Source organism: Streptomyces sp. NPDC087845, assembly GCF_044742755.1.
Taxonomy (GTDB): Bacteria; Actinomycetota; Actinomycetes; order Streptomycetales; family Streptomycetaceae; genus Streptomyces.
On the sequence record NZ_JBIUVC010000008.1, the window covers coordinates 152,544 to 165,285 of the forward strand.

Genomic DNA, 12,742 nt, shown 5'->3' on the forward strand with positions numbered 1-12,742 from the left:
TCACACGTCTTCCATGGCCGCGAATGCCGCGCAGCGGTCCTGCCACATCGTCGCGGTGGGGAACGCGTCCGGGTACGTCGGGTCTCCGCCGCCACCGAAGGAGCGCTCCACGGAGAGGGTGACCGACTGGGAGAAGAAGGCGACCCGCACCCGCACCGTCACGGCGGCCGTGCCGTGGATCTCCTGGCGGGTGGGCCCGCCCGGCACGGCCGGGTCCTTGGGGACCTCCCGGGTCTCCAGGGCGAGATAGAACTCGACGGAGACGCTGACGATGCCGAGGACGTCCAGCGCGCCCACGGCCCGGAAGAAGCCGCGCAGCTTGGACTTGCCGTCCTCGATGCTGATGTAGGCACCGGCGGTGACGGCCACCGAACCGCTGGCCACACCCAGGTTCAGGGCGGCCGCGGCGCCGAACTCCAACTGGGCTTCCAGGGCGACGACATGTCCGGACTCGACGGTGATCGAGAAGAACCCGCCGCCGCCGAAGAGGGAGACGGTGACGAGGAAGGGCTGGTCACGCGAGGAGACGGCGAAGGTCGCTCGGACCGGAGATCCGTCGAAGGGGAGGACGACGGTGCTCGACAGCGCAAGGTTCTGGAGCAGGAAGACGCCCGCGCCGATGGTGGGAACGGCCAGACCGTAGCCGACTTCGACGCCGGAGGCGTCCGCTTTCACCCGTGGCCCGGTGGGTGGCGACGGCAGGTATTCGCGCAGGCGGTCCAGGAAGCGCAGGTCTCCGGAGAAGCCGACCTTGCCGACCTTGACGTCGAGGGAGGGGGACGTGCCGGGTTTGCCGGTGAAGGCCATGCGGTCGAAGCCGATGTCCAGGATTCCGGCGAACGACAGGGTGAAGGAGCGCAGTTCGCCGCGGACCTCGGCCTGCGGCGGGGTGCCGTCGAACCGTACGACGGTGGTGCTGTGAAGGTCGAGTGTGGTTGCGCTCGTCGTCTGCAGCGGTCCGAAGGTGCCCACGTTCACCTTGGGCCGCCAGGACAGTTCTGTCTGTACGGCCGTGGGCGGCTGAAGGCCGCCCGGCGGGCGGATCACCGTGGTGACCGTGCGGGGGGCATCCGTGCCGTCGCCGGCGCCGACCGTGGTGGGGGGAATCAGCTCGGTCAGGTCCAGGACGCCGAGCAGGCGGGTGGGGACGAGGCTGCCGGCGGTGGGCGGAGAGAAGTAGTCGGCCGGGTTGAACTGCCCGGACTTGAACGTCTGGAGGTTCCCGCCGATCAGGCCCGCCGTGCTGGACAGGCCCGACACCGGCAGTGCCAGCGAGGCGATCCCGCCGGAGGCGGTGGGCGGCGGGGCGAAGTCGGCGGGCACCGGGAGGCGGGCGTACACCTGGTGGGTGGCGGCCAGGCCCTGGCTGACGTAGTCGGCGTCCAGCTCCAGCCGCCGCACCGCTCCCGTGACACCCGCCGGGGCTGCCGATGCGGTGGGGCTGGGGGCGGTGAGGGCGTCCAGGGCGGGGATACGGGCTTCGACGGCCAGCAGCCGGGGGTGAGCGGCCAAGCGGCCCGCCTGCTGGAGGGAGGCCGGAGACGCGGTCGAGGGCTCGGCCCCGACGCGCAGGGCGGCCACGTCCACGCTGGACGACTCCGTGTTCGTCCCCTGTACCGGGGCGAGTTCGAGGTGCCCGGTGGCGGGCACCTCGATGTCCTTGGACTTGGCCTCGTACTCCACGAGCGCCCCGGCCAGCCCGCCGTAGGCGGCGTCGCCCCGGACGAAGACGAGCGGCGAGGTGAGGCCGACCTGGTGTCCGAGCCGGTCGGTGGCGGTGAGGTCGAAGAGCAGCCGCTGGTCGGGCTGGTCGGCCGCGTGCACCCAGTAGCCGACCCCGGCGAGAGGTTCCTCGGTGTTGCCGGCCTCCGCTTCCAGGGGGCTGTTCAGCCGCATCTTCACGAAGGGGAAGGCCCGGCTCTCGTGCGGGAGGGTCGCGACGCCGTCGTAGGTGATCTCGGGCTGCAGCACGGTCAGTCGGACCACCTGCACCAGGCCGAGGTCGAGATGCCGCTCGGTGCGGGTCGCGACCTGCACCGGGAAGCCGAAGGGGAGCAGATAGCCGCGCTCCAGCACCTGGACGACGATGTCGCGGCCGCCGACCGAACGGTGGCGGTAGGCGGTCACGCCGAGCGCCGGGAAGTCCGCCCAGTTGCCCACCAGGTCGACGTCGGCCCCGAGGGCGCTGAGGGCCAGTCCGTCGGCGAAGACAGGTCTGCCGGCGGTGGCCGCGGTGATCTGCTGCCGGTGGATCGCCGTCAGTGAGCTGAGGAAGGGGTCTTCGGTGCGGGCGGGGCCTGCGGAGCCCAGGGACACGGGCGCGTCCGGGGAGGTGAGGCGGGTGTGCCACAGACCGGTGGCCCCGGTGGAGCCCGTCACGGGATACGTGCCATGGGTCCAGGTCACATCGGTGGTGGGACTGAGGAAGAGACCCCACACGCATTCGAGGGAGGTGTCGTTCCGGGACATCGGCAGCCCCGCCCAGCCCAGCAGGCCGGCGACGGTGAGCGGCACGGACGAACCCGCCGGCACCTGGAAGGTGACCCGGCTCTCGTCCGCGTACCGCACCTCCTTCGTCCCGGTCGAGGAGGCGGCGGGCGTCGTGGCCTCCTCAAGGACGGCCTGCGAAGGGAAATGGACGGTGAGGGAGCCCGGCAGACCGGGGGTGCTGGGGACGAGGACCACCGACCCGGCGGTGGCGGTGCGATCGAGACCGGCGAAGGTGAAGTCGAGGACCACCATGTCTTCTCGGCGCATGAGCGTGATGGTCTGACCGTCCATGGGCGTGGACGAGGCGGCGCACATGTGCACCAGCTCCCTTGGGTCTCCATGGCATTCGCCCCACATATGATTCTTTCATCCGCCCTGTGACCGTGCCACCGGGGCACCCGCACCGACACCGTCCCGGCGTGATCAGGGATGTCACCCGCCTCGTCACCGAGTGGCACTCGGCCGTCGCGGGTGGTCCCGGAAGAGCGGCGGCATGGATGTCCCGTGGGCCGCAAGCCGGCCGCGCCGAGGGCCCGGTCGAGCCGGCCCACCCGGTCAACTGCCTCCGGCGGCGCTGTGAATGCTCCCGGAGCAATCGGTGGGATTCTGCTGAACGGCCGGGGCCGGCACCCCACCGACGGGACGGGCGGGCATGCCCTCGTACCGGAGACTGCTGGTCCGAACTCCCTTGGCCAGGCGGCTACTTCGGCCGCATCGCCGATCTGTCTGCGATGCGGCTCGACCGGCAGGCGGAGCGACACGGCTGCTGCTGCACGGGGCGGCGCAGCGCCTGGTCGGCTCCCGGGGCGAGAGGTGTCACCCGGTCTTCGTGCGGGCCGGTGGCGGACCAGGACACTCAGCCGACCACCACCGGCGACGAGCCGCCCACCACGGCCAGGCGGGGTGACCCGGTGCCGTCCGCGGGAACGGTCCAGATGTCGCTCGCCCGCCCGGCCGCACCCGGCAGCGCGTAGGCGACCGTGCCGTCGTTCAGCCAGGCTGCCTGGTCGTCGACGCTGCGGGTCTCGGCGAGCGGCGTCTCGCGCATGGACCTCAGGTCCAGGACGTACAGCCGCCAGGGCGCGGCCGGGTCGTCGGAGACCTTCTTCTTGAAGGCGATCCGGGTGTTGTCGGGCGACAGGGACGGACACTCGGCGTTCTGCCGCAGCACCTTCGCCGACCAGTCGCGCATGTTCCCCTCGACGAGGTACGTGCGGCCCTTGGTGGAGACGGTCGCGTAGAAGCGGTTGTCGTCACGGGCGAAGGTCACTCCCCAGTAGTTGACGTCGGGGGCGTGGTAGCGGGCGCCGTCGATGGTGAGGGGGATGTCCTCGATGGATTTGATGAGGTAGCCGGTGCGCAGGTCGAGGATGGCGGTCCGCGTGGAGAAGGAGGTGGTGGCGTACGAGTCACCGGTGGCGAACACCGTCCAGGAGAGCATCCGCCCGGAGGCGGAGACGCGCGCGCGGGTGGGCACGCCCGGCACCGTGATCCGGCGTGTCTCGCGCAACCGCCGGTCGAGAACGACCGCGTACGTCTTCGGCAGCACCCCGGGTTTGGCGCGCAGGCAGAGTGCGCTGTCACCGGAGGCGTAGAACCGGTCGCAGGAGGGACCACCGCCGGTGCGGGTGCCGGGAGTTCCGGCGAGCGGCTGATGGGCGACGCGTCCCGTGGCCGTGTCCCGGAAGTACAGCGCGGGTCCGGTGAGGGTGAACGAGGCGTCGGCCGCGCCCCGTTGGCCCTCCGACCGGTGCTGCGCGTGCAGGACGTACCCGACCGAGCCTCCCGCGAGGAGCAGCACCGCGGCCACCACGACGGCGATGCGGGCGCGCGGGCCCAGCGGGGTGGCGGGTCTCGGGAACCTTGCACTCATGTGGTCCGCCTCTCGGGGATCCTTGCTTCCCGCCCCTCGGGGGTCGGGGTGGCTGACGGGTTGCGCGGCAGCAGCGCCCAGCCGCCCACGAGCGCGGCGAGCAGGGCCGCTATCGCCGCCCACAGCGCGGGGCTCGGCCCCCACGCCGTCCACGCGGCGCCGAAGCCCGCCGCGGCGAGCATCCGGGCCAGCGCCTGGCCGGTCTGGAGCAGGGCGAGCCCGCCCGCTCTGCCGTCGGCGGGCAGCACGGGTCCGGCGAGGGCCATCAGCACCCCGTCGGTGGTGGCGTAGAAGATGCCGAGCAGCACGAGGACGGGCACCAGGAGAAGCAGGGCCGGGCCGCCGGCCGGGGCGAGGAGCGTGGCGTACACGCCGAGCAGCGCGACATGTCCGTACAGGAACGGCAGCCGTCGGCCGACCCGGTCCGCAACGCGCCCCGCCGGGACCGCGAGCAGCAGGTAGGACGCCGCCGCGCCGAGCGGGAGCAGCGGGAACCAGCCGACGGGGAGGTCGAGGCGGCGCTGGAGCAGGAGGTAGACGAAGGCGTCACCGACGGTGGCGGCTCCGAGCAGGGCGGCGGCTCCGAGAATCCGCCGGAAGGCGGGGTCGCGGAGTGCTCCGAGTACCTTGCGCTCAGGAGGCGTTGTCTTCTCGGCCGGTGCCGGTCGGTGCTGTCCGGGAACGTACATGACGAGGAGCAGCACCCCGAGCAGGCCGACGCAGAAGCTGACGACGAACACCGCGTCGTAGGCATCGGCGGTCGCCCAGAGCAGGGCGAACGCGGCGAGCGGGCCGAGCAGGGCGCCCGTGGTGTCCATCGCCCGGTGCACGCCGAAGGACCGGCCGAGCGCCTCGGGCGGGCTGCTCAGGGTGATCAGCGCGTCACGGGGCGCCGTGCGGATGCCCTTTCCGATCCGGTCGGTGGCGAGGGCGGCCGCGATCCCGGCGGTGGCGCCGCCCGCGAGCAGCAGGCCGAGCCGGGAGAGGGCGGACAGGCCGTAGCCGATCCCGGCGACCCGTTTGTGCCCGCGGCCGCGGTCTGCGGCGTGCCCGCCGAGCAGCCGCACGACGGAGGCGGCGCCGTTGAACAGGCCGTCCAGGAATCCGAATTGGAGAGGTGAGAGACCGAGTCCGAGGACGAGGTAGAGCGGCAGCACCGCGGTGACCATCTCGGAGGAGATGTCGGTGACGAGGCTGACCGTGCCGAGTGCCAGGACGGTGCCGGGGATGCGCCGGCCCGCCCCGCCGGTGCGGGGCGGGGCCGGCGCGTCCCGGCGGCCTGTGGTCGCCAGGTACATCAGTGGCAGGCGTACTTCGGGCCGGCGTCCTTGGTCTTGCCGTCGGTTCCGACGTAGCTCCAGGTGTAGTCGGAGTCGGTGAAGTCCAGCTTCAGGACGCCGTATTCACCGCTGATCCGCTTCTGGCTGTTGGGCTGGACGTTCTCGATGGGGTACGGTTCGGCGCCGCCCATGCCGCCGATGATCTCGGTGATACCGTCCGCGGTGGCCTTCCCGTCGGGGTTCTGCGGGGCGAACCGCTCGTAGTGGTGGTCGTGCCCGTTGAGCACAAGGTCTGCCTTGGCCCCGTACAGGATCTTCCAGACCGGCCTGCTGACCGGGTCGTTGCCGTGCCCGCCCGAGGAGTACAGCGGGTGGTGAAAGAAGGCTGCGATGCACGCCTTGCTGTTCTTGGCGAGGTCGGCCTTGAGCCAGTCGATCTGGGCGCTCTGGTCGAAGGAGTTGGAGTCGAGGGCGATGAAGTGCCAATTGCCCTCGTCGAAGCTGTAGTAGCTCTTGCCCTGGGGATACGCGATCGCCCCGTAGTACGCCTTGTAGCCGGCCAGCGACCCGGCAGGGTCGTACGTCTCGTGGTTTCCGGGTACCGGGTGCGTCTTGTCCTTGAAGACGCCCCAGGTCTTGTCGTAGTAGGCGCGGTAGTCGGCGATCCGGGCGTCGTCGTACTGGTTGTCGCCCATCGTCACGTAGAACTTCGGATTGAGCTTCTGGGCCAGTGCGGCGGTCTTGGGGTGGGCGCAGTCGCTGTCGGAGGCGGTGCACTGGGCGGCGATGTCACCGGCGGCGACCACCGTGAAGGCGCCGGTCTGCGGGGGTGCGCCGTCGAAGGTGCCGTACACCTCGACCTCGTACAGCGAGTAGCCGTAGGCGGTGCCGCGCGCGGTGCCGTACACGCGCAGGTACCGGCCCTTGCCGGAGAGGCCGGACCAGTCGTCGGTACCGCCGTTCCCGGCGGACTCGTCGGCGAGCCGGGTCCAGGTGGTGCCGTCCGCGGAGATCTCGATCCGGTACGCCTTGGCGTAGGCGTCCTCCCAGCTCAGCTGCACCCGCGTGACGTCGGCGGTCGCACCGAGATCGACGCGCAGCCACTGCGGGTCCTTGCCCTCGGCGCTCGCCCAGCGGGTGGCGGGGTCGCCGTCGAAGGCCTTCTGCGGGCCGAGGCCGGACTCTTCGTCGGAGGAGGCGGTGGCGGTCTTGCCACGCGAGATGAGGGGATCGGCGGCGGCGCCGGCCCGCTCGGGGTAGACGAGCAACAGGCTGCCGATGAGGAGGAGTACGGCGGCGATGACCACGCCCACCGTACGGCGCCGCGTGGGCGTGAGGAGCGGAGTTGAGCCGTTCAGGTGCATCCCTGGACTCCTGGCCTTGGGGGGTGGCGAGAGCTGGGCATCGGTGCGTGACCTCCGGCCCCGACCCGTGCACGGGCAGAGGGCGGCGTCATGGCGGCCGGGCCAGAGCTCTCACTGAGCGCGTCATGCCCACGGGGACGGGGCACCGCGCCAAGCCGCCGCCCGGAATGCTAGCGAACAGTAAACTTTCCTACCAGTCCCCCAACTCCCTTTGATCCGCCTTACGTTCGACACCCGTCGCATCCGGTTGCCGGCCTCCGCCCGCGTCGGCGCAGGGCGCGCCGGCGGTCGGTGGCATCGCGCCCCGGGGTGGGAGTCCTCCTCCTCGGCCTTCCAGCATTCGGTGACGACCGCCTCGAACAAGGCGGCCTCGGTCGCGGACTGTTGGAACGGGCGGTCTCCGGCCCTTCGGCCGCCTCGGCGATCCGGGCCGATAAGGTGCCGTCGTGGCCGGAGTCGGGGAACGGTTCCGTCGCCGCCCGGACGATGGCCCGTCCGCTTCTGCGCTGCCACTCGTCGGCGGCAGTCCGAAGGCTGCGCCCATGACGGCGACACATGAACCGGCAGAGCCTCCATTTCCCCGTGATGCACCGTCGTCACCTGCTGCCATGCCCGGCACGGGACGAGCCCCTCAGCCATCTGTGTACTTCCGTCGGCGCTTGATCAAAGATGCCTGAGAGACCGATTTGACAACCGGGATACGTCGGCCCGTGTCGTACACGATCCGGGCATCCGTGTCTGCCGATTGGAGCCGCACCATGAAGGACGTCACCCCGCTGACCGAAGGCTGGAGCCTCAGCCACGACGGGGCGTCGCTCGACGCCGCCGTCCCCGGCTGCGTCCACACCGATCTGCTCGCCGCGGGGATCATTCCCGACCCGTACATCGGTCTGAACGAGCACGAAGTCGCGTGGGTGGGACGCCGCTCATGGACATACACCCGCGAACTCCACCCTGCCGAGACTACCCAACAGGCCCACGAGCGCACCGACTTGGTCTTTGACGGGCTGGACACCTCGGCACACGTCCATGTCGCCGGGGAGACGCTGGGACGCACCCGCAACATGCACCGCTCCTACCGGTTCGACGTCACCGGCCGCACCGGAGAGCTGCGCGCCGAGTTCGCCTCGGCCTACGACGAGGCCACCGCCGTGCGGGAGTCGACCGGCACGCGGCCGAACGCCTATCCCGAACCCTTCCAGTACATCCGCAAGATGGCATGCAGCTTCGGCTGGGACTGGGGACCGACCGTGGTGACCGCCGGTATGTGGCGGCCGGTCCGCCTGGAGCACTGGTCGACCGCGCGCATCGCCCGCGTCCGCCCTCTGGTGACGGTCGAGGGCACGACGGGGCGGGTGGAACTGCACGTCGAGGTCGAGCGCACCCGGCAGGGCGCCGGCCGTCCCCTGGTGGCGCACGCGTCGGTGGCCGGTGCGACCGCTCGGGCGACCATCGACGGGGACCGTGGCGTGCTGGTGCTGGACGTCCCGGACGTGGCCCTGTGGTGGCCGCGCGGATACGGCGAACAGCCGCTGTACGAGCTGGCGTTGACCATCTTCGACGAGTCGGTTCCCGACCGTGCTCTGGACACCTGGGAGCGACGGGTCGGCTTCCGCACCGTCGAGCTGGACCGCGGCGCCGACGCACACGGCACCGGCTTCACCTTCGTGGTCAATGGCGTGCGCGTCTTCGTCCGCGGTGTCAACTGGATCCCCGACGACGTGCTGCCCTCCCGCATCTCCCCCGAGCGCTACCGCACCCGGCTGCGGCAGGCCGCCGAGGCCAATATCGATCTCGTGCGCGTGTGGGGCGGCGGCCTCTACGAGGACGACGCCTTCTACGACACCTGCGACGAGCTGGGCCTGATGGTCTGGCAGGACTTCCTCTTCGCCTGCTCCGCCTACCCGGAGGAGCAGCCACTGCGCGGCGAGGTGGAGGCGGAGGCCCGCGAGAACGTCGTGCGGCTCATGCCGCACCCCAGTCTGGTCCTGTGGAACGGCAACAACGAGAACCTGTGGGGCTTCCGCGACTGGGATTGGGAGCCCGAACTCGCCGGCGACTCCTGGGGCGAGGGCTACTACCTCGGACTCCTGCCGCGCGTGGTCGCCGAACTCGACCCCACCCGCCCCTATACCGCGGGCAGCCCCTGGTCCGGATCGTGGGACCACCACCCCAACGATCCGGACCACGGCACACACCACTCCTGGGAGGTGTGGAACCGGCAGGACTACACCGAGTACCGCGCGAACGTACCTCGGTTCGTCGCCGAGTTCGGCTGGCAGGCGCCTCCGGCGATGGCCACATTGCGCCGCGCCCTGCCCGGTGAGACCCTCGCCCCCGATTCCCCCGGCATGCTGCACCACCAGAAGGCCGGGGACGGCAACGGCAAGCTGAACCGCGGTGTCGCCCGCCACTTCGACCTTCCCGAGGGCGACTTCGACCGCTGGCACTACCTCACCCAGGTCGTCCAGGCCCGCGCCGTGGCCACCGGCATCGAGCACTGGCGCGCGCACTGGCCGCGCTGCGCGGGCACCGTCGTCTGGCAGCTCAACGACTGCTGGCCCGTCAGCTCCTGGTCCGCCGTCGACGGCGACGGCCGCCTCAAACCACTGCACCACGAGCTGCGCCGCGTCTACGCCGACCGCCTCCTCACCCTCCAGCCGGACGGCGAGGAGAGCTCCGGCCCCGTACTCGCCCTGGTCAACCAGTCCGCCGAGCCGTGGACCACCGCCGTCGCACTCCGCCTGATGCGGGCCGACGGCTCACTCGCCGCCCGCACCCGCCTGGAGCTGACGGCGGCGCCGCGCACGGTGCTGCGCGTTCCGGTACCGCAGGACGTCGTCCCGGCCACGGGCTCGGCCGAGGAGTACCTGGCGGCAGACGCCGAGGGCCTGCGCGCCCTCCACTTCGCCGTGCGGGACCGGGAGTTCGCGTACCCGGAGCCACGGTTCGGGATCTCCGTGGAAACCGTGACCGGCGACCGGGACACGGTCGACGTCGTGGTGACGGCACAGACCTTGGTGCGTGACCTGCTGCTCCAGGCCGACCGCATCGCGCCGGATGCCCGCGCGGACTGCGGTCTGGTGACCCTGCTGCCCGGCGAGCGGACCCGCATCCGGGTGTACGGGGCAGCCGGGGCGGGGGCCAACACGGTCCGGGCGGCACTCTTCTGCGTGCAGCCCGCGTGAGCACCCCCGCCGGTCACGGCACTAGGAGGTCGCAGCCCGCACCGGAGTCTCCAAGGGTGACGTGCACGGCTTCGGCGCCGAAGTGGCGCAGGTGAACGCGGGTGGGTATGCCCTGCGCGCCGGCTCCGCGGCAAGGCCGCGTTCCTGGGCGGAACGCCGGAGGACCGGCATGGTCGGCGGTTGCTGCCGACCATGCCGGTCCTGACCCGCGGGGCGGGAGCGGTGCCTACGACTCAGTAGGCGGAGTTGACGTTGTCGATCGACCCGTAGCGGTGCGCGGCGTAGTTGGCGGCCGCGGTGATGTTGGCGACGGGGTCGGTGACGTTGTGCGCGGTGCCACCGACGTGGTACGCGCTGAAGGTCGGCTGGATGACCTGGAGCAGACCCTTGGACGGTATGCCCTTCTGGGCGTTGATGTCCCAGTTGTTCTGCGCGTTCGGGTTGCCGCTCGACTCGCGCATGATGTTGCGGTGCAGCCCCTCGTAGCTGCCGGGGATGCCCTTGGCCTTCATGATGGCCAGCGACTCCTTGATCCAGCCGTCGAGGTTGTTGGCGTAGCCCTTGGCACCCTGGCTGCCGTTCGCCGAAGCCTTGACCACGGAGGCGCCCACCGATGTCGCCTCGGCGGCCTGCGCGGATGTCGACGTCAGCGTGAGGGCTGCTGCCGCGGCGCCCACGGTGGCGATACCGGCGACGGACAGCGTGCGGAAGCGGGCGATGCGGCTGGTGCGGGTCTGCGTGTACGTGGTCATACGGAAGGAACTCTCCAATGGGGATGTCGTGTGTTGCCGGCCGGTCTCGGTTGCGGCGGCCTGCGGAGGTGAACCCCGCTGTTGCTGGTCGAGCGAACCGATCCGGCGAATCCGCCCGACCCGGTCACTGCTCCCTGCGATGACAGCCATGGTTAGCGGTGGGCCGAGGGGAAAGCAATTATGTGACGTACTACCCGACTACGGAGAAATGTCCGAAATGAGAGTTTGAATGGCTTTTAATCGCCTCTGAGGCGCCCTCGGTCCTACTACCGTCATTAGGATGTGATGCAGCTCCTATGGGTGGCATCACATCCTCGGGCCCCTGTCGGAGGTTTCAACGGGGCTCCGGAGGCGCGCGAACGGGGCACCGCAGCGGCCCCCGACCCGCCGGCATACGCATGCGGCCACCGCGGTCCGCTCCCTGGTGGCAGCGGATGGCGGATCAGGGCGGGCGGGGGCGCCGGGCGCTTCGTAGATTGGCGAGAACACCTCGACCACCGGAAGGCCGGCGCGGACCCGTGACACCGCAGATCGATTACAAGGGGGTGTTCACGGCCACGCCCAGCCCGTACCTGGTGCTCGACCCCGGCCTGGTGATCGTCGACGTCAACGAGGCGTATCTGCGGGCGACCGGCACCGGCAGGCAGGATCTGGTCGGGCGGTACCTCTTCGACGCCTTCCCCGACAACCCGGCGACCCCGGACGCCCACGGGGTGCGGAATCTGCACGCCTCGCTGCGCCGGGTCCTCGGTTCGAAAGAGCCCGACACGATGGCGGTGCTGAGATACGACATCCCCGTCGCCGACCGGTCGGGGGAGTTCGAGGAGCGGTGGTGGTCCCCCATCAACACCCCCGTGCTCGGGCCGGACGGACAGGTGGCATGGATCATCCACCGGGTGGAGGACGTGACCTCGTTCGTCCTGTCCCATACCGGCCGCCCGGTCGCGGGTGGTGGCGCGCTCAGCCAGCGGCAGGCCATGGAGGCCGAGCTGTACGCCCGTGCGCAGCAGCTCCAGCAGCTCAACGAGAAACTGCGCCAGGCCCACGCGCGGGAACGCCAGGTCGCCGTCACCCTGCAGGAGGCGATGCTCCATTCACCGGACCTGGACGGGCACCGGAACGTCGCGGTGCGCTATCTGCCCGCCACCGGGACGCTGAACGTGTGCGGCGACTGGTACGACCTGGTCGACCTGCCCCACGACGTCTTCGCCGTCGCGGTCGGTGACGTCGTCGGCCACGGCCTGGCGGCCGCCGCGGTCATGGGCATGCTCCGCAGCGCGCTGAGCGCCGCCGTCAGAGCCGTCGACGGGCCCGAAAGGGCCCTGGACGTCCTGGACCTCTATGCCCGGTCCGTGGAGGGTGCGCTGGCCACCACCACGGTCCAGACCGTCATCGACCCCGTCGGCCGCGAGATCTCCTACAGCGACGCCGGTCACCCGCCGCCGGTCCTGGTGCGCCCCGACGGCAGCTGCGATCTGCTGGACCGGGCCACGGACCCGCCCCTGGCCGCCCGCCCTCGTCACGCCTCCCGCCCCCGGGCCGCCGTGTCCTACGCGCCGGGCGACACCCTGGTCCTGTACACCGATGGGCTCATCGAACGCCGCGGCGAGGACATCGACACGGGTCTGGGCCGGCTGACCGAAGCCCTGTCCCACTACCGGCACCTCAGCCCGGAACGCCTCGCCGACGCCCTGCTGGCCCGTCTGGGCGTCAGCGGCGGCGCACGTGACGACATCGCCCTGGTCGTCGTCCGCCTCTGATACCCGCCGCCCGCGGGCGGCGGGCGGCGGGCGGC

General features: G+C 71.1%; 7 protein-coding genes. 2 read left to right on the forward strand and 5 right to left on the reverse strand.

What is annotated here, in order from left to right:
• The 4 genes from ACIOMQ_RS21680 to ACIOMQ_RS21695 all read right to left on the reverse strand — a co-directional run bounded on the left by ACIOMQ_RS21680 (position 1) and on the right by ACIOMQ_RS21695 (position 7,007).
• On the reverse strand, positions 1–2,757 hold the full coding sequence (locus ACIOMQ_RS21680; protein ID WP_402189886.1) for a hypothetical protein: 2,757 nt from the start codon (positions 2,755–2,757) through the stop codon (positions 1–3).
• A gap of 589 nt (positions 2,758–3,346) precedes the next feature.
• A complete protein-coding gene (locus ACIOMQ_RS21685; protein WP_401754534.1) occupies positions 3,347–4,363 on the reverse strand; it encodes a TolB family protein in 1,017 nt (338 codons plus the stop codon).
• Positions 4,360–5,661, reverse strand: a complete 1,302-nt coding sequence (locus tag ACIOMQ_RS21690) for an MFS transporter (protein ID WP_362202339.1) — start codon at positions 5,659–5,661, stop codon at positions 4,360–4,362. The genes ACIOMQ_RS21685 and ACIOMQ_RS21690 overlap by 4 nt, the downstream gene beginning before the upstream one ends.
• Complete coding sequence (locus ACIOMQ_RS21695) at positions 5,661–7,007, reverse strand: discoidin domain-containing protein (RefSeq protein ID WP_362202342.1); 1,347 nt, start codon at positions 7,005–7,007, stop codon at positions 5,661–5,663. Before ACIOMQ_RS21695 ends, ACIOMQ_RS21690 begins: the two co-directional genes overlap by 1 nt.
• Positions 7,008–7,765: 758 nt before the next feature.
• On the opposite strand from ACIOMQ_RS21695, the gene ACIOMQ_RS21700 reads away from it, so the two are divergent.
• Positions 7,766–10,195, forward strand: coding sequence for a glycoside hydrolase family 2 protein (locus ACIOMQ_RS21700; protein ID WP_402189889.1), 2,430 nt, complete (start codon positions 7,766–7,768; stop codon positions 10,193–10,195).
• Between the two features lie 233 nt (positions 10,196–10,428).
• Here the strand turns inward: ACIOMQ_RS21700 and ACIOMQ_RS21705 are convergent, their stop codons facing one another.
• On the reverse strand, positions 10,429–11,097 hold the full coding sequence (locus ACIOMQ_RS21705) for a transglycosylase SLT domain-containing protein (protein ID WP_401265103.1): 669 nt from the start codon (positions 11,095–11,097) through the stop codon (positions 10,429–10,431).
• Between the two features lie 368 nt (positions 11,098–11,465).
• Here ACIOMQ_RS21705 and ACIOMQ_RS21710 point away from each other — a divergent pair, with 368 nt between their 5' ends.
• Positions 11,466–12,707, forward strand: coding sequence for a SpoIIE family protein phosphatase (locus ACIOMQ_RS21710; protein ID WP_362202351.1), 1,242 nt, complete (start codon positions 11,466–11,468; stop codon positions 12,705–12,707).
• Positions 12,708–12,742: the final 35 nt, after the last annotated feature.

Excerpts from the sequence above, each read along its gene's own strand:
- ACIOMQ_RS21680 (WP_402189886.1), bottom strand. The coding sequence starts at position 2,757 with ATGCGCCGAGAAGACATGGTGGTCCTCGACTTCACCTTCGCCGGTCTC.
- ACIOMQ_RS21685 (WP_401754534.1), bottom strand. The coding sequence starts at position 4,363 with ATGAGTGCAAGGTTCCCGAGACCCGCCACCCCGCTGGGCCCGCGCGCC.
- ACIOMQ_RS21690 (WP_362202339.1), bottom strand. The coding sequence starts at position 5,661 with ATGTACCTGGCGACCACAGGCCGCCGGGACGCGCCGGCCCCGCCCCGC.
- ACIOMQ_RS21695 (WP_362202342.1), bottom strand. The coding sequence starts at position 7,007 with ATGCACCTGAACGGCTCAACTCCGCTCCTCACGCCCACGCGGCGCCGT.
- ACIOMQ_RS21700 (WP_402189889.1), top strand. The coding sequence starts at position 7,766 with ATGAAGGACGTCACCCCGCTGACCGAAGGCTGGAGCCTCAGCCACGAC.
- ACIOMQ_RS21705 (WP_401265103.1), bottom strand. The coding sequence starts at position 11,097 with ATGGCTGTCATCGCAGGGAGCAGTGACCGGGTCGGGCGGATTCGCCGG.